At 60.0% G+C, this 17,220-nt stretch carries 11 protein-coding genes, 2 pseudogenes and 1 riboswitch; of the genes and pseudogenes, 8 read left to right on the forward strand and 5 right to left on the reverse strand.

All coding sequences use genetic code 11. The annotated features are described in order from the left end of the window. The 5 genes and pseudogenes from Q0Z94_RS08020 to Q0Z94_RS08040 form a co-directional block, all read right to left on the reverse strand. Window positions 1-3,051: VCBS domain-containing protein (locus Q0Z94_RS08020; RefSeq protein ID WP_298068540.1), on the reverse strand; the 3,051-nt coding region annotated here is incomplete at its 3' end. A gap of 817 nt (window positions 3,052-3,868) precedes the next feature. Further along, a complete protein-coding gene (locus tag Q0Z94_RS08025) occupies window positions 3,869-4,348 on the reverse strand; it encodes a cytochrome c3 family protein (protein WP_298068543.1) in 480 nt (159 codons plus the stop codon). A gap of 324 nt (window positions 4,349-4,672) precedes the next feature. After that, window positions 4,673-5,521 (reverse strand): DUF3737 family protein, encoded by an 849-nt coding sequence (locus tag Q0Z94_RS08030; protein ID WP_298068545.1) that lies wholly within the window; start codon window positions 5,519-5,521, stop codon window positions 4,673-4,675. A gap of 385 nt (window positions 5,522-5,906) precedes the next feature. Next, window positions 5,907-7,808, reverse strand: a complete 1,902-nt coding sequence (locus tag Q0Z94_RS08035; RefSeq protein ID WP_298068549.1) for a SurA N-terminal domain-containing protein — start codon at window positions 7,806-7,808, stop codon at window positions 5,907-5,909. A 50-nt stretch (window positions 7,809-7,858) separates the two neighbouring features. Next, window positions 7,859-9,820: pseudogene (locus Q0Z94_RS08040) on the reverse strand (aconitate hydratase). Window positions 9,821-10,161: 341 nt separating this feature from the next. On the opposite strand from Q0Z94_RS08040, the gene lpxI reads away from it, so the two are divergent. The 8 genes and pseudogenes from lpxI to Q0Z94_RS08080 all read left to right on the forward strand — a co-directional run. Beyond that, entirely contained in the window at window positions 10,162-10,977 is an 816-nt protein-coding gene (gene lpxI, locus Q0Z94_RS08045; RefSeq protein WP_298068551.1) for a UDP-2,3-diacylglucosamine diphosphatase LpxI, read from the forward strand. A gap of 326 nt (window positions 10,978-11,303) precedes the next feature. Then, complete coding sequence (locus Q0Z94_RS08050) at window positions 11,304-12,656, forward strand: Na+/H+ antiporter NhaC family protein (RefSeq protein WP_298068552.1); 1,353 nt, start codon at window positions 11,304-11,306, stop codon at window positions 12,654-12,656. 11 nt (window positions 12,657-12,667) lie between these two features. Continuing rightward, a riboswitch (TPP riboswitch) is annotated at window positions 12,668-12,776 on the forward strand. A gap of 54 nt (window positions 12,777-12,830) precedes the next feature. After that, window positions 12,831-13,031: a sulfur carrier protein ThiS gene (gene thiS / locus Q0Z94_RS08055; RefSeq protein ID WP_298068554.1), complete on the forward strand. Its 201-nt coding sequence runs from the start codon at window positions 12,831-12,833 to the stop codon at window positions 13,029-13,031. Window position 13,032: 1 nt separating this feature from the next. Continuing rightward, complete coding sequence (locus tag Q0Z94_RS08060) at window positions 13,033-13,803, forward strand: thiazole synthase (RefSeq protein ID WP_298068557.1); 771 nt, start codon at window positions 13,033-13,035, stop codon at window positions 13,801-13,803. Window positions 13,804-13,913: 110 nt separating this feature from the next. Next, window positions 13,914-15,083, forward strand: a complete 1,170-nt coding sequence (thiH, locus tag Q0Z94_RS08065) for a 2-iminoacetate synthase ThiH (protein ID WP_298068559.1) — start codon at window positions 13,914-13,916, stop codon at window positions 15,081-15,083. Window positions 15,084-15,129: 46 nt separating this feature from the next. Continuing rightward, on the forward strand, window positions 15,130-15,738 hold the full coding sequence (gene thiF / locus Q0Z94_RS08070; RefSeq protein ID WP_298068561.1) for a sulfur carrier protein ThiS adenylyltransferase ThiF: 609 nt from the start codon (window positions 15,130-15,132) through the stop codon (window positions 15,736-15,738). Between the two features lie 14 nt (window positions 15,739-15,752). After that, window positions 15,753-16,397 carry a thiamine phosphate synthase gene (gene thiE, locus Q0Z94_RS08075; RefSeq protein WP_298068564.1) on the forward strand — a complete coding sequence of 215 codons (645 nt, stop codon included), beginning with the start codon at window positions 15,753-15,755 and terminating at the stop codon, window positions 16,395-16,397. 494 nt (window positions 16,398-16,891) lie between these two features. Continuing rightward, a pseudogene (locus tag Q0Z94_RS08080) lies at window positions 16,892-17,220 on the forward strand (Na+/H+ antiporter NhaC); the annotation flags it as partial.

Consider the following 17,220-nt stretch of genomic DNA (forward strand, 5'->3'; position numbering starts at 1 on the left):
GTCATCGGGGCCAAGATTGGTGTTAACGTTGGGATTGAAGTCATATCTGCCATCGGCGTACAGCGTGAGCTCGCCGTATGGCGTCTTGTAGGTGACTCCGCCACCTTCCTCCGGCTGTTCTTCTGCCAGTGCCCAGCCCTTTCCGGAAACATCCCACGTGACAAGAGCTCCATTTTCAAACGTGCCCTTTCCATCAGCGCCATGATTGTCTGGTTTCAGCTCGGTACCAGTTCCACCATGAGTGACTTCGCCCGTGACCACGTTGCCGGCCAGCTGCTGCCCCGAGTGTTCCGTCACTGTACCCGCAAAGTCGTTCTTCGCCACCGGCGCATCGTCCACCACGGTCGCCGTGATGGTTCCGCTTGCTGTATCACCGTCAGCGTCTTTCGCCTTTACGGTAAAGCTGCTGTCGAGACTTTCATCATGGGCATCTTTATCATGCTTGTCTGTCGCTCCATTCAACGTGTACTTGTACTGGACCGTATAGGTACCGTCTCCGTTGTCTTTTACCCCGGTGACATGGAGTGTGTTGCCATAGGCATCCGTGACGTCCTTCCCGGTGAGCTCACCGTTGGCCCAGACTGACTGATCGTTGATCGTCAGATCTTGCAGGCCGTCTTCCGCTTTTACGATAAAGCTGTTTTGATCCGTAATCTGCTGTTTGCCCGCTTCGGTGCCATCGGGGGACAAACCGGATTCGTATACCGTGACATGGGATACGTCAGCGCCTTCTACATGGCCTTCATCGTCAGGATCAGGCGTGATCTCAGGCGTGTGATTCTTTCCCTGAACGTGCAGCGTCAGTTCCGCGTCGGATTCGTCTCCATCAGCATCCGTGATGGTATAACCCACCTTCAACTCTGCATCGCCGTCTTTCAGATTTTGCAGCGCCTGGCTCTTCGGATCCAGGGTGAACTCGTAGGTTCCGTCATCATTCAGCGTAATGTCGCCGTACTCCGTGTGGTAGGTGTTGGCCTTACCTTCTACCGGTTCCCAGTCCGTAGGAACATTCCACTCCACTGTTTCCTTGCCGTCCTGAGGACCGTCTGCGCCAAACTGATCTTTACCCTCTCCAGAAGTTGTGCCCGAGACTACGTTGCCGGACAGCGTTGTCGTACTGCCTTCCATCGCTGTGCCCGCATCATCGTTCTTCGCCACGGGCGCATCGTCCCACACGGTGGCCGTGATGGTTCCGCTGGCTGTAGAGCCGTCAAGGTCTTTCGCCTCTACGGTAAATTCACGGTCAAGGCTTTTGTCATTGCCCTCTGCCTGATGGTCAGCGGTGGAGTGCTCCAGCGTGTATTTATACTTTACCGTATAGGTGCCGTCCTGGTTGTCTGTTATATCGGTGATCTGAAGTTTTCCATCCTTAGTTTCAATCGTGAAACCGTCTTCATCCACAAGGCTGCTACCGTCCTTCCAGACAACCGTATCGCCGATTTTCAGTTCTCCCAAACCGTCTTCCGCCTTTACGGTAAAGCTGTTCCCCGCCTCGGTCGGTGCGTTTTTCTCGCCTGCATGGGTGCCACCGTTGGACAGACCGGACTCATAGACGGTGACATGGGATACGCCATTTTCAACCTTGCCGTCACCACTGAGAGGGTCGTCGGGATCAGGTTGAGGATCATTGGTAATAGTCACGTCATGATTCTTGCCCTGAACGTGCAGGGTCAGCGTTGCATCGTCCGTATCGCCGTCGGCGTCCGTGATACTGTAGCCGACACTCAGATCATCTTTTCCACTCCCCAATTGCTGCAACGCTTCGCTCTTCGGATCCAGGGTGAACTCGTAGGTTCCGTCATCATTCAGCGTAATGTCGCCGTACTTCGTGTGGTAGGTGTTGGTCTCGCCTTCCCGTTCCCAGCCTTTAGGAACATTCCATTGCACCGTTGGATTGTCGCCCTGATGGCCGTCCGCACCGAACATATCGGCATCGCCGGTGGTATCAGGGAACGTTGCCGAGAACCTTCCCTCTGTGTCCGTGACCGTGGCATGGCCGTCCAGTACGTTTCCCTCGACCTTTCCTCCTTCCCTGACGGTCACCTCGTCGTCATTCGCCACGGGCGCGTCATCTTCCACAACCACGGTGATGGTGGAAGAGGCGCTGTCGCCATCGGGATCCGTCACCGTGACGGGGATGTCGTGGCCGAACTTGTGATCAGCGCCCTCATGCTCATTTTCATCATGTTCCTGCGAAGAGCGCTCAAGCGTATATTCATAGGTGAGTTCGCCGGTCTGGGGATTGAATCCAGTAACCGTCAGCGTGCCCTCGTCGGTTTGAATCTTTTGCTCCGGTATAAATTCGCCGTTTTCGTACACGGTCTTGCCGCCCACTACGAGGCGACCAATGCCGTCCGGGGATTCCACCTGCATGCTGCCCTTGACGGTCAGTTCCTCCGTGTTTGGAGCCGTGCCGTTGCTCAGATGCTTTTCGTGTACGGTAAGCACATCCCGAACCATGGAGGGATTCGTGTTGCCGCCGGGGACAGACGGTTCATCGGGATTGTCCGGATTGTCCGGAGGAAAAACGGGCGTATTGGGGTCCAGGGGCTGGGGATTCGTCGGGCGAATGGTGGGAATGCCATTCTGGGTATCTTCCTCGTCGCCAGCACCGCGGAGACCGAGTCCGCCGTCAATTTCCGGCTCGTAGCCGCCGTCCGGCCAGCCCACGTCCAGACCGCCCAGACGGTCAAGGCCGTCGTACAGGGCCATGTTCGCATATTCATGGTAGCGTCCGCCGCCGGGGGCCGTATTGCCGCCGGGGCCTGCGGCAGGCATGAGGTCAGGCTCATTCATGGCCGTGAAGAAGTCCGCACCGGCCACCTGCGAGCCGCCCACGTCGAAGCTGGGCATGTTCTCGCTGGAATACGTTTTATAGAAGTCCGTCAGGGACAGCGTGGCGCCGTCCTCAAAGGTCATGACCAGATCGTCGCCGCTGCGGGACAGGGTGGCGGCGTCCGTGGGGAATTCAAAGATAAAGTTGGCTTCCGGTTCGCAGGCTACAGACTGATTGGTTCCGGCCGCGGGACGGAGAAGGCGGATGTCAGACATAAAAAGCTCCTTGAGTCAAGGGTTGGTTTCAAACATACAAAAGAACACGCCGCTCAGCAGAACGCAGAGCTGGACGGATCGGCGTTAAACGCAAAGAAGCCCGAGCGCCGCGGGCTGCGGCTTCCGGGCTTCCCAAAGTGAGACACGAAAAAAAGCGGGAGCGCGGCGCTCTTAATGAGTGCTGCACTCCCGAATTTGGTTGAAGGCTGTACGGAAAGACGCGGGCGTGAGGCCGTCCGCTGCGAAAGATTACTTCCTTGGAGAGAGAGAGAGAGAGAGAGAGAGAGAGAGAGAGAGAGAGAGAGCATAAAAAACCTGTCAAATCAATGGGTTACGCAACACTGTGGGAGGGGTGTCAAGGCTGACGCCGCACTTCCACATCGCAAGGATGATGCCAAGCATGTTTTTACGAATCCAACCATCACCCGTCATCACCTGGTGATGGAAAACATCAAAGGGAGAGCATCCTCACTTCGCGAACCCTGACTGACAGGATTCTTCGAGCGATCCATCCGCTCGATGGCATTAACCTGCCCCTTCCTCGTGCTGCTGTCAAGACATCCTTCCCAAAAATTGCATTTTTTCCGAGGAGAGAAAGCAGGATGAAAGCCAAAACTTCCGTTTACAAGAGGACGTGCCCACAAGAAGAACGCTGTTCAGGGCGTATCCCGGCGACTGGGGAATAACAGCCGCGGCAGAAACATGCATGAGCAGGACAGGGATTCTAGGCGGAACAATGGCGCACGGATAAGAAAAGCTCCCGTGACAGGGAGCTTTTCATGGAAACAAACGTTTTGCGTTCACGCGATGGCGGAACCTAGTCCTGTTTGGGGTGACAGGCGGAACCGGTGCAGCCGGTCAGTGCCTGCTTCTTTTCAGGACGGCTCTTGACGACCGTGGAATGACAGCCGAGGCAGGAAGCCGCAATATGCTTGCCGCCGTAGATGTCGCGATCGTGAACGATCTTGAAGTAGCTGCGCGGGGCGTGTTTATCCTTGGGCGTATGGCAGCCCACCGTCCCGCATTTGAATTTAGGCGTTGTGCCGGCAACCTTGTGATGGCACACGGCGCACTGGGTTTCCGTGTTGACGGCCAGCGGGGGGAAGTGTGCGGGCACATTGTTGTGACACGCGGTGCAGTCCATCGTCGTATGGATGCCGTGGTCGAAAAATACGGGATTTTTCGTCACATCCATCTTGACCGGCCCGGCGGGAATATTCATGAACTGCGCAGCTCCGGCCGGCAGAGCCAAAGCAACGGCAAGCAGCACGGAACCGAATGTCAGCAGCTTTCTCATAAGGGAACCTCCTCTCAGCTGTACTCAAAACCCAAGGCGCCAAAAGACATACGCAGTATGACGCTACCCCCAAACGGGAAATAATGTCAAGGGTGAGAGCGCGAAAAGAGCTTCCCGCCGCCGCTTTTTCTGCTTCATTTCCCCGCAGGGCGTGTGTACCGTGCAGAATTCCCGTGCGAAAGGCAGCCTTTTTCCGTTCCGCTTCCCGCAGCGGGATGCGTTCCGGCGAACGTTACACAACGGTGTTTCGATCCGGCTTCCAGCCAGGGTTTACATCCAGACAAGGGCGAAGCGCTTGGCCGTTCCTCAAGACGGCAGCAGTTTTCAGCGGGTACGCCCGCCCGTGATGATGATTTCCGCATGGGACGTTTCGTCCTGAATCAGCTCGTCCAGAGCGGGCAGGACTATTCTTCCCGAACGCGGATTCTTGATGCTGTCCACGGGCGCGGTCAGCACCGCGTCGAGGTCGGATTTCTCAAAGCAGAGATCGGAATCGACGACTTCGCAGTCGATGAGCTTCAAATGGGTGCAGTAGCAAAGAGGCTGGGAACTGATGATGCGGCAGCGTTCCAGCGTCAGACCATCGGAATACCAGCCGAGGAACTCCCCTTTCAGCGCGGAGTCGCGCACCGTGATATTGCGGGCGTGCCAGAAGGCGTCGCGGCTCGTGATGTCACAGTGTGCAAACACGCCGTCCTGCAGGTATTGCAGGGCGTATCTGCCGCTGAAGCGAATATTGGAAAAATTCAGTCCGCTGGCATGGAGCATGAAATAATCGCTTTGTACCGTGCAGTCCATCATGCGGAAGTCCCGCGAAAACCATCCGAATTCCCCGGAAAGAACGTCACAGCTTTTCACCGAGACATCGCAGCACTCGCGCAGGGCCTTGACGCCGTGCAGCCGTGAGCCTTCAATTTCGATGCTGTCCGAATACCAGATCGCTGCGCGGCCATGTTCCGTTATCTCGCAATCGTTTATTTTCAGTCCGTGGACATGCCAGAAGGGATAGCGCAGATTGCAGAGGCAGCGTTCCGCGATGACGTCTTCACATTCCTTGAGGGCGCTCTCTCCGTCTGCCGGTCCGGTGAAGGCGCAGTCCACGACATGAACGTGCCTGAGTCCGTACAGCGCCCGCTCTTCATCAAAAGTTTTCTTTTCGATGGTGTCCATCATAGAATCTCCCCGCTTGCAATCCCGGTTCTACCGCGCACCGTCCCAAAAGGCAAATGCCTATGACTTATGGGGTATCATGCCTTTTAATTATAGGATACACAGCTTATCAGAAGGTGTGCCCGACTTTTCCCCTCCTCTTTCCGCCTGGCAGCAGCATGGGCTGCCCTTCTTTCGCGCTTCTTTGGACGTCTTCAAAAATCCGTCTTCCGGAGTGCCGTGCAGAAAGGCCGTGTCCACATCGCTCACACGACACGGCACGGCCTTTTTCGTTTGCTTTCTGCTCAGAGCGCTCTGCCCACCGCCCTTCACTTAAGAACGTTTTTTGCGGCGCGGCACGGGGAAGGACACAGGACGGAGAAAAGAAGCACTCCCTTTCAGAGGCCCGCTAACCGTTGCTATCCCGCAGCAGAGGCGAGTTGAAGGTCTTGATGCTGGCTTCCGAGGCAAGGCGTTCAAGATAGGTCTGGAACACCATGTTTGCCCGTTCAGCCTGCATGTTGGCCACCATAGCGGCTTCCATCTCCTTCCACGTCTGTTCCGCCGGAGCTTCAATGGCGGAAACGCGCGCCAGAACTGCGCCATCGTTCACCCTGAAGGCGTCCTTCAGCCAGGCTGCCCCCACTTCCGGAACGGCGAAGACTGCGCCGGCAAGAGCCGCATCCCCGCCAAGACCGGCGATATTGCCGCCGCGCCCAAAGGGTTCGGAAGTCTTGATCTCCGCACCGGAAGCAGGCGCGTCGTTCTGGAACGCTGCGCGGGCCTTGCGCGCGTCTTCCATCGCCCTATCCACGGCCTTCTGCTTCGTCAGCTCCTGGACAAGGTCAGAGCGCACTTCGTCAAGCGGCTTCACCGTCTGCGGCCTGCTCTCTGTCACTTTGAGCACGACAAGAGCCGCGCCGGAGGAAAGCGGAGCGTCCATGACGGTTCCTGCGGGCGTTCCCATGACGGCGCTCACGTCCGCATCGCGCAGGCCGAGCTTCCTGCCCAGTTCGTCGGCAAAGACGGCGCCCGTCTTTTCCGGCTTGATGGCGGCGGAACCGGCGGCGCCGGCGGCTTCTTCCATGCTCTTTCCTGCAAGGGCCTGCGCCAGAACCGCTTCCGCCTTATCCTGAAGTCCCTGGGAAGCGGCCTCGACAGCGAGATCGGCGCGCAGTTTTTCCTTCACTTCGTCAAAGCTGTGAACTCTGGCGTCCTGACGGCCTTCGCTCTTGATGAGATGGAAGCCGAACTGGGTGCGTACAGGCGCGGAAAGTTCCCCAGCCTTGAGCGCAAACGCGGCTTTGGAAAATTCGGGAACCATCTGCTCCGCCGTGAACCAGCCCAGATCGCCGCCCTGCGCGGCAGTGCCGTCCTGTCCGTACGCCTTGGCGGCTTCCGCAAAGTCCTCGCCGCCGCGGATGCGGGCCTCAAGATCCTTGATTTCGGCCTCAGCCTTCTTCACTTCGGACTCGGAAGCGTCAGAGGCCACGCGGATGAGCAGGTGCCGGGCGTGAACCTTTTCCGGCTCCGTGTAGCGGGCGATGCGCTCCTCATAGACGGATTTCAGCTCGTCGTCGCTCACTGCCGAAAGGTCGCCCATCACCGCGGGGTCGAGGCGGACATATTCGACATCCACCATCGGGGGAACCGTGAAGCGGTCTTTCTGGCTCTCGTAGGCGCTGGCCACTTCTTCATTGGAAGGGGCTGCGGCGGCAAGGTGCGGCTCGGCGGGGAAAAGGATGTAGTCCACGCGGCGCTGTTCGGCGGCGTAATCGTACATGGCCTTCACCGCCTCGGGGCGCACGAAAGAACCAGCGATAACAAGACGCTGAAGTTTGCCCGGGAGCAGGATTCTGGACTGATCGGCCTCGAACTGCTGCGGCGTCATATGATTGTTCGCGAGAAGCGTCTTGTAGACCTCGGGATCGAACTTCCCGTCCTTCTGGAAATAGGGAAGCTGCATCAGGTAGGCGCGCAGTTCATACGGGCTGATGGAAATGCCCGTGCGCTCGGCTTCCTCCTCGATGAGCTTTTCCCGCACGAGGGTCTGAAGCACCTGCTGTTCCAGATGCAGGCTTTCCATCATTTCCGTGGTGATATTGGGGATGGAACGGCGCACGTTCTCTTCCATCTGAGCGTAGGTGCGCTGAAATTCCATTTCCGTGATGTTCCGCCCGTTGACCGACGCGACAAGCCCCTTGGGACCGGTGTAGGAACCGATGCCCCAGAAAACGAACACCACGATGATGATACCGAAAGCCACCTTCACGAAGAAGGACTGGGAATTGGCTCTGATGCCGTCCAGCATGACGACTCCTTGCTAGTTTCTGATGTTGAAGGACGAGAGCGGAACGCCCGCTACGCCGTGTGTGCGGTTCTGAAGGCGTTGAGCGTGCCTCCCGCCGCCATTTCCTTCCATTCCTTGGCGGAAAGGTCGTTGCGTACACGCACGCAGCCCAGGCCCTCCACCGTGATTTCCGCGTCCTTGCCCGGAGCCATGCCCGCGGTCTCGATGCGGATCAGGGCGCCCTGCGGGATGTTGTCGTAATCGGCAGGATCGGCGAAGATGAGCGGCAGGATGCCGAAGTTGATAAGGTTGGCCCGGTGGATGCGGGCAAAGGATTTCGCCAGCAGAACGCGCACTCCCAGGTGGCGGGGAGCCAGGGCCGCATGTTCGCGGCTGGACCCCTGCCCGTAGTTCTCCCCGGCCACGATGATTCCGGCAAGCCCGGCGGCTCTGGCCTTATCCTGCCGCGCGACAAAGTGCTCATCAGTGCGGCTGAAGACATAGCGGGAAATGGCGGGGATGTTGGAACGCAGGGACGTGATCTCCGCGCCCGCGGGCATGATGTGGTCAGTGGTGATGCCGTCTCCCACCTTCAGGGTGACTTCGCCCCGCACTTCGGAGGGCAGAGCGTCGAAGCGTTCCAGAGCGACGATGTTGGGTCCGCGCAGTATCTCCACGGCGTTCCGCTCCGCCTCGGTGTCAGCGGGGAAGAGGAAATGCCGCCGCCCATCGGGGATATGTTCCGGAAATTCGGGATGCGCGGGAGCCTTGCCCCACGTTGCGGGATCCGTGAACATGCCGCGCAGGGCGCACTGCGCCGCGGTGACGGGGCTGGTCAGGTAGACGCGGGCATCGCGTGTGCCGCTGCGCCCCTCGAAATTGCGGTTGAACGTGCGCACGGACACGCCGCCTGAGGCCGGGGAACTGCCCATGCCGATGCAGGGTCCGCAGGCACATTCCAGCAGCCGGACGCCGCTCTCCAGCAGTGCCGAAAGCGAACCTTCTTCCGTAAGCATGGAAAGCACCTGCCGGGAACCGGGGGCCATGCAGGTATCGGTCTCCGGGCAGACTCTGTGTCCGTGCAGAACTTCGGCAACCTGATGCAGATCGGCGTAGGAAGAGTTGGTGCAGGATCCCATCGCCACCTGATCGACCTTGAGCCCGGCAAGCGCGGACACGGGAACCACGCGATCGGGCATGTGCGGCTGAGCCGCCAGCGGCTCCAGCGACGAAAGATCCACTTCCAGCTCTTCATCATAGGCGGAGTCGGGATCGGCGGAAAGCGGTTCCCAGTCCTGTTCCCGTCCCATCCGGCGCAGGAAGTCCCGGGTGCGCTCGTCCGATGGGAACAGAGAACCTGTGGCTCCCAGCTCCGCTCCCATGTTGGCAATGGTGGCGCGTTCCGGCACGGAAAGCGTATCCACACCCGGGCCGCAGTATTCAAAGATGCGGCCAACGCCGCCCTTGACGCTCAAGCGTCCCAGAAGGTGCAGAATAACGTCCTTGGCCTGCGCCCATCCGGTGAGCTGCCCCGTGAGCCGGACCTTGACGACTTTTGGCATGGGAACAGGGCAGCAGGGTCTCCTTCACGGCTGCCCTGCCATGGCCAGCGCCACGGAGAGGCCGCCCGCGCCCATTGCCAGGCAGCCCATGCCGCCGGCGTTGGGCGTATGGCTGTCCGATCCCAGGAGTATGCGGCCCGGGCGGGCAAAATTTTCCAGATGAAGCTGGTGGCAGATGCCGGAACCAGCCGGAGAAAACACCGCACCGAAGTGCGCCGCGCAGGTGCGCAGGAAACGATGATCGTCAGGGTTCCTGAAGCCCATCTGCAAGGTATTGTGATCCACATAGCTCACGGAAAGCTCGGTCTGGACAGAGCACAGTCCGAGGGCCTCGAACTGCAGCCAAGCCATTGTGCCCGTAGCGTCCTGAGTGAGCGTCTGATCGACGCGGAGGCCGATCTCCTGACCGGGAACCATTTCCCCGGACAGAAGATGAGAACTGATAATCTTATGCGCGATATTCATGGGCAACTTCCTGACTCCTGATTCATCCGGATTCTTGCTGATATTCTCCGGGCCTTTGGCAGACACGGCACACACTCCCGGAGCTTCGGCATTCCCCCGAAGCCGGATCTGCACACATCGCCCGTGAAGAATCTATATATAGAGATTGGACGGGAAGAGCAAGTGTACTGCCCCTGAGACCGCAGCGGAGGTTTCAGGAGTGCACACCCTCCAGAGAAGGTTTTGCCTTCACCCAAGGCTGAGGAAAACGCTCCGCCCTTTGCGCCTTGTACAAAGGCGCGGCGGTTGCGGGGGGGGGAAAAAGCGCCTATGATACCGCCAGCGATTTTCCCTGAAGCGGAGCCATCATGAAAGAAAACATCGGTATCATCGCCGGAGGCGGTCAATTCCCGCGCCTCGTGGCAAAGGACGCCCACGATGCCGGGATGGGCGTTTTCATCTGCGGATTTCAGGGGCACACGGATCCGTCTACGGCGGACAGTGCCGACGTCTTCCAGCTCCTCCATCTCGGCCAGCTCAACCGCATGATCCAGTTCTTCAGGGAACACGGCGTCCGGCGCGTGTGCATGGCCGGTTCCATCAACAAACCCCGCGCGCTGGAGTTCCGCCCGGACTGGCGGGCCGCGAAAATTGTTCTCTCCCTGCGCAGCAAGGGCGATGATTCCCTGCTGAGAGCTATCATTGCGGAACTGGAAAAGGACGGACTTTCCGTTGTGTCCTCCGCCGACCTCGCCCCGGGCCTGCGCTGCCCCGCCGGCGTACTCACCAGACGCGCTCCCTCCGAAGAGGTCTGGAAGGACATCCGTTACGCATGGCCCATCGCCCGCACCATGGGGTCCTATGATATCGGACAGTGCCTCGTCGTCCGTCAGGGCATGGTCATGGCCGTGGAATGTCTGGAAGGCTCGGACGCCGCCATCAAGCGCGGCGCGGAACTGGGCGGCGAAGGCTGCACCGCCGTGAAAATGGTCAAGCCCGGACAGGACGAGCGCGTGGATCTTCCCTCCATCGGCCTGACGACCATCCGCAATCTCGTGTCCCTCCGTTATGCGGCACTGGCCATCCACGCAGGAAAAACCCTGTTCTTCGACCGTGAGGAAGCTCTGGCGCTGGCGGACGAGAACGGGCTTTCCATCGTCGCCCTGAACGATGATTTCTCCTGAACGCTTCCACATCTGCGGCAGACGCCGGTCTTGCTTCACGTCTCGCAGCCCCTTGGCCGGACGGAGGACAATCTGCACGCCGGCGACGCCTTCCTGAAAGACAAAGATTGCCGAAAAGAATTTCTCCGGCTTCGGAGAGGAGCTTCCAAACCACAAAGGAATTTTTGAGCAATAATGTAGCAAAGCCCTTCAGGGCTTTGCGTCCTGCGCTTGGGAGGGGTTTGCATCCCCTCCCAAGCTACCGCCCCAAAGATACCCCGCCCTTCAGGGCGGGGTGGGGCTCTATCGGCCTAAAGGCCGAGGTCTCAAACCATAAAGGAAGTAAGATGAACCCTTTCCTTCTCCGGCGGGAACGGCTGATTCGGCTCTTTGTCCTTGGCCTCTTCGTCCTCGGTATCGCGGTGTGTGTCATCGCGAATATCTCCCTGCTCCGGGCGCTGGGCTTCGGTCTTGTCTGTTTCAGCCTTCACGCACGGAGTACGGGCATCGCCTGGCCGGAAATCCTACGTCTGCTCTTTGCCGGAGCGGGCCGGGTGTTCAACCTGCTTGCCATCTTCCTGCTCATCGGTATGCTCACGGGTGTGTGGCGCATCAGCGGCACCATCCCCCTGCTCATCGACAAGGCGCTTTCCTTTATCGAGCCGGACTTCTTCTTTCTCTGGTGCTTCCTGCTCTGCGCCGGCCTGAGTACGCTTCTCGGAACGTCCTTCGGGACGGTGAGCACCCTAGGCGTCATCTGTATGCTCATGGCCCGCGCCGCGGGCATCGATGAAGTGCTTGCCGGAGGCGCCATACTCAGCGGCGTCTATGTGGGCGACCGCTGTTCCCCCATGTCCTCCAGCGCCGCGCTTGTCTGCGCCATCACCGGCACCGAACTCTACGCCAATCTCCGCGCCATGTTCCGCTCCGGACTCATCCCCCTGCTCCTGACCTCTGCGGGCTATGCGCTGCTCTCCCTGCTGGCTCCCGCTCACAACGTGGATGCCTCCTCCGCTTCCCTGCTCCGTGAAGAATTCCGCAGCGGCGTTCTGGTGCTGCTCCCCGCGCTCTCCGTCATCGTTCTGGGGGTTCTGCGCGTCGAGGTGAAGCTCTCCATGCTGGTCAGCATTCTCCTTGCGGCCGCGGCCGGTGTTTTCATCCAGCACGTCCCGCCCGAAGCCCTGCTGACCGCGCTCGTCTCCGGCTACGCCGCGCCCCGGCCGGAGCTGGGCTTTCTGAGCGGCGGCGGGATAGCCTCCATGTCAAGGGTCATCGGCATCGTCATGCTCTCCTCTTCCTATTCTCTGCTCATCCAGCGCTCGCGCCTTCTGGACGATTTCAGCCGCATCATTTGCGTTCTGTCCCAACGCCTTGGCCCGTATCCGGCGACCGCCGTCACCAGCGTCTGCACGGCGGCACTGGCCTGCAACCAGACTCTTGCCATCTTGCTGACGCAGCAGCTCTGCGCACCTGTGCAGACCGATCGCCAGAGCCTGGCGCTCTATCTCGAAGACAGCGTTGTCCTCATCTCCGCCCTGCTGCCCTGGAATATCGCCTTCTCCATCGTGGCCCTCACCCTTCAGCAGGGAGAGTCCATCATACCCTTTGCGCTGTACCTTTGGCTCCTGCCCCTGTGCCAATGCGTGAAAAGCTTCGCCGCCCGCCGCCGCACCCTTGCAAAAAATCCGCGCCGGGCTTAGGCTATCTTCCATCCACCAGCCGGGGGAGCCTGCGTTGCATGGCTGAGAAAGAGGAACGCCTCTGACCCTTGGAACCTGACGCAGACAATGCTGCCGCAGGGAAGGCCTGGTTTCTTCCGCTGAAACCTCCCCTCTGATGGAATCCCGTGTATCCGTGCACCTGACGAGGTTTTCATGCGCATCATCATCAACGGCGAAAACGAAGAGATACAGGAAGGCATCACCCTGCTGGAACTCATCTCCGGCAGAGGACTCGACCCCCGCACCGTGGTCGCCGAACTCAATCGGAACATCATCGCCGGAGAGGACTTCGCAGCCGTGCGCCTCAACCCGGACGACAGTCTGGAACTCCTGCACTTCGTGGGAGGAGGATAATATGCAGTCTTCTGACAAGCTCGTCATCGGCGGCGTGGAACTCGAAAGCCGCCTGTTCATCGGCACCGGCAAATACCCGGACGATGCCCTCATTCCCGCCGTCTGCGAAGCCAGCGCCTCTCAGGTCATCACCGTGGCCATGCGCCGTGTGGACAAAGGCGGCTCTGGCGTGATGGGACACATTCCGCCCTCCATGCGCCTGCTGCCCAACACTTCCGGCGCACGCAGCGCCGAAGAAGCCGTGCGCCTGGCACGTCTGGCCCGCGCCGCCGGCTGCGGAAACTGGATCAAGATCGAAGTCATCTCGGATACCCGCTACCTGCTGCCCGACGGCTACGAGACCGCCAAAGCGACGGAGATACTGGCCAGGGAAGGCTTCACCGTGCTGCCCTACATCAACCCTGACCTCTATGTGGCCCGCGCCTGCGTGGACGCCGGAGCCGCGGCGGTCATGCCTCTGGGGGCGCCCATAGGCACAAACCGCGGCCTGCGCACGAAGGAAATGCTCGCCGTCCTCATTGAGGAAATCGACCTGCCCGTGGTGGTGGACGCCGGCATTGGCCGCCCCTCTCACGCCTGCGAAGCCATGGAAATGGGTGCGGATGCCTGCCTGGTCAACACGGGCATAGCCTCTTCCAGCGACCCCGTAGTCATGGCCGGAGCCTTCCGCCGCGCCGTGGAAGCCGGACGCGCCGCCTTCCTCGCCGGAGCTGGCGCCGTGCAGACGGGAAAAGCCATCGCCTCTTCTCCGCTCACCGGCTTCCTGCGCTAGGCCCTGCCAAAGGGCGAAACTGTTCGCGCACGGCTCTCCCGTTTCAGGGACTTGGAACAACCTCTCCGGCGGCTGAAAACTTCCGCTGCTTCTGTTCGCACGAGTCTTCCATGAACGATCCCATCCTTAACGATCATCCTATTCTTGCCGATACCTTTGCGCCGGGCGAGGAGCATTTCGATGAATATCTGAAACTCTGGCCGCGGGAACGCCGGGAAGAACTGGCGTCCAGAGCCACCGCGGCGGACGTTCGCGCCGCGCTCCGCAAGGACGTGCTCCATCCCGAAGACTTCCTGGCCCTGCTTTCTCCCGCGGCAAGGCCCTTTCTTGAAGACATGGCCCAGCGCTCACGCGAAATCACCCTTCGCTTCTTCGGGCGCGCGGTGAACATCTTCTCGCCGCTGTACATCTCCGACGTATGCACCAATCACTGCCGTTACTGCGGCTTCAATGCCGATAATCATCAGAAGCGCCGCCATCTCTCCGTGGATGAAGCTGCGGCCGAAGCCTTTGCCCTTGCGGACGCCGGTATTCAGCATGTGCTCCTGCTCACCGGAGACGCCCGCAAGGTCTCCTCCCCGCAGTACATCGCCGAGGTTGCGGCCCGCATCAAGCCCCGCTTTGCCTCGGTAAGCGTGGAAGTGTATTCCCTGACGCTGGAGGAATACCATCTGCTCATGCAAAACGGCGTAGACAGCATGACCATGTTTCAGGAGACCTACAACAGAGAGCTTTACGAATGGCTGCATCCCGCCGGCCCAAAGCATGATTACCTGTGGCGGCTGAACACGCCGGGCCGGGCGGCTAAGGCCGGACTGCACGGTGTCGGTGTGGGTGCTCTGCTCGGTCTGGACGAGTTCATCCACGACGCCTTCTGCACGGGCCTGCACGCCTGGTGGCTGCAAAAGCATTTCCCCGGTACCGACATCGGCCTGTCCGTACCCCGTATGTGTCCGCATGAAGGGGCGTTCGAGGTGAAGCACGAAGTGGACGACCGCACCTTTGTCCAGTATGTGGCGGCCCTGCGCTGCTTTCTGCCTCGCTGCGGCATCACCGTATCCAGCCGCGAGTCCGCGGATATGCGCAATCATCTCGTTCCCATCGGCGTGAACCGCGTCTCCGCCGGAGTGTCCACAGCCGTGGGCGGCCGCGTGGTCAACGCGGAAAACTCAGGACAATTCGATATTTCCGATCGCCGTTCCGTGGAGCAGATGACCCGCGATCTGGCCGCTCTGGGCTATCAGGCGGTGGCCAAGGACTGGGAAGGCTGCGACCGCTGACGGCACGAGGCTGGAGGCGCATTCCGTATCTCCCGGGAGAATCCGCATGAGAAAAGAAATTCTTGCGTATTTCACGCCGGAGCAGCGCCGCAGGCTTCAGTCCGCCCGCGTGGGCGTGGCCGGAGCCGGCGGGCTGGGGTCAAACGCGGCCATGATGCTGGCCCGCAGCGGCGTGGGCCATATCCTCATCATCGACGGCGATGCCGTGGAGGCCTCCAACCTCAACCGCCAGTACTACCTGCCGCGCCATCTGGGCATGCCGAAGGTCACGGCTCTCTCTGAACAGCTCCATGAGCTGGATCCTGAACTTGATGTGGACGCACGTCACCTCTGGCTGGACGGGGAAAACATCCCTGCACTGCTCCCCCTGGCCGACATCTGGCTGGAAGCCGTGGACAAGCCTGCGGTCAAGGCTCTTCTTGCAAGCCATGCCCTGAAAGCCGGAAAACCCATGATCTGCGCTTCCGGCATGGGCGGCGTCGGAGGTCTCGCCATGAAGCGCCGCATCCTGAAGGGACTCACCGTGGTCGGCGATTTCTGCTCTGATATTGCCTGGAAGCCTCCCCTTGCCCCTCGGGTCATCCAATGCTCGGCCATGCAGACAGACGCCGTCCTGGAATGGATTCTGACGGGGACCATCAGCCCCCTTCACTGAAGGAGAAAACAGCCATGCCCGGAATACTCCCCGGAGAAACCGATCTCTACGCCCTCACCGATTCCCGCCTTGCCCTGGGGCGCAGCGTGGAAGAACAGGCCCGCACCCTGCTTTCCGCAGGCGTGAAGATACTCCAGTACCGCGAAAAGCACGCCAAGGCGGGCGTCATGCTGCAGGAATGCCTGATCCTGCGCAGGCTCACCCGCGAAGCCGGAGCCTGCTTCATCATCAACGATCATATTGACATCGCCATGCTTGCAGACGCAGACGGCGTCCATGTCGGACAGGACGACCTGCCCGTGCCTGAAGTGCGGCGGCTCCTCGGGCCGGACAAGCTCATCGGACTGTCCACCCATGCGCCGGAACAGGCCCTTGCTGCGGTCAAAGCCGGAGCGGACTACATCGGTGTCGGGCCAATTTTCGCCACGCAAACCAAGGAAGACGTCTGCGCACCCGTGGGGCTTGGCTATCTGGATTGGGTTGTTTCCCATATTTCCCTTCCCTTTGTGGCCATCGGCGGCATCAAGGAACACAATATCGGCACGGTTGCCGCCCACGGAGCCGTGTGCTGCGCCCTGGTTTCAGAACTGGTCGGGGCACAGGACATTGCCGCGAAAGTCTCGGCTGTCCGCCATGCCATGCACTCCAGCGGCGGTTGAGCCAGCGCGGACGGCTCTGTTAAAACTTCAAGTAATACTGGAAGAATTTTTCCGGAACGGCTCTTTTTCTCCAACAGGCGGACTCAACAAGCGGACTCAACGGCGGACACGGCAGCGGTTTGAAGCTCCCGGCACGAAGCTATGCCCTGGCGTCCCGGCAACGGAAACAGTTCAGGGCTCTGCTTGAGGCCCGGCGGAAAATCCGCTAGAACACGGACAAGGAAAACTTTTATCAAAGATTCCTTTGTGGTGTTAGACCTCCCCCTTCAGGGGGAAAGAGTAGTTGACAAAACGGCGAAGCCGATGAAATCCTATTCCGTAAACTCTCCCCCTCCCTTAACCGCCGGAGGCGCGGCGCGTGCGCCGCTGATAGCGAACGTGTTTGTCCGGCTCTGCCGGCAAACATGGAGACGCCGCCGAAGCGGGGTAATCAGTTGCAGAGTCAGCCGGCGGATGGGGCGACTGTGGATTGAAACATCTTTGAGGATAGACCAATGGAGAAAAAAGGAAACAAACCTTCACTCTTATGGGCGCTGCTCTCGCTCGTGCTGCCCGTGGCCATGATCCTGTACGGCACGCTGGTCGTTGGTGTGCGCCCTCCGGTGCTGCCGCTGCTCGGCGCGATCGCGTTTGCGGCGCTCATGGCTCTCAAGACGGGATACACCTGGGAAGATCTCCAGGACGGGATGTTCGAGGCCCTGGGCCGCATCCAGATCGCCATTGCGATTCTGGCCATGGTGGGCATGATTATTGCCGCCTGGCTGGCCTCCGGCACCATTCCCGCCATCATCTACTGGGGACTCAAGCTCATCGCGCCCGAACA

The sequence above is a fragment of the uncultured Mailhella sp. genome (assembly GCF_947631555.1).
GTDB lineage: Bacteria > Desulfobacterota > Desulfovibrionia > Desulfovibrionales > Desulfovibrionaceae > Mailhella.

What these genes read in the sequence shown, in the direction of transcription:
- Q0Z94_RS08025 (WP_298068543.1), bottom strand. Translation starts at nt 4,348, where the DNA reads ATGAGAAAGCTGCTGACATTCGGTTCCGTGCTGCTTGCCGTTGCTTTG.
- Q0Z94_RS08030 (WP_298068545.1), bottom strand. Translation starts at nt 5,521, where the DNA reads ATGATGGACACCATCGAAAAGAAAACTTTTGATGAAGAGCGGGCGCTG.
- Q0Z94_RS08035 (WP_298068549.1), bottom strand. Translation starts at nt 7,808, where the DNA reads ATGCTGGACGGCATCAGAGCCAATTCCCAGTCCTTCTTCGTGAAGGTG.
- lpxI (WP_298068551.1), top strand. Translation starts at nt 10,162, where the DNA reads ATGAAAGAAAACATCGGTATCATCGCCGGAGGCGGTCAATTCCCGCGC.
- Q0Z94_RS08050 (WP_298068552.1), top strand. Translation starts at nt 11,304, where the DNA reads ATGAACCCTTTCCTTCTCCGGCGGGAACGGCTGATTCGGCTCTTTGTC.
- thiS (WP_298068554.1), top strand. Translation starts at nt 12,831, where the DNA reads ATGCGCATCATCATCAACGGCGAAAACGAAGAGATACAGGAAGGCATC.
- Q0Z94_RS08060 (WP_298068557.1), top strand. Translation starts at nt 13,033, where the DNA reads ATGCAGTCTTCTGACAAGCTCGTCATCGGCGGCGTGGAACTCGAAAGC.
- thiH (WP_298068559.1), top strand. Translation starts at nt 13,914, where the DNA reads ATGAACGATCCCATCCTTAACGATCATCCTATTCTTGCCGATACCTTT.
- thiF (WP_298068561.1), top strand. Translation starts at nt 15,130, where the DNA reads ATGAGAAAAGAAATTCTTGCGTATTTCACGCCGGAGCAGCGCCGCAGG.
- thiE (WP_298068564.1), top strand. Translation starts at nt 15,753, where the DNA reads ATGCCCGGAATACTCCCCGGAGAAACCGATCTCTACGCCCTCACCGAT.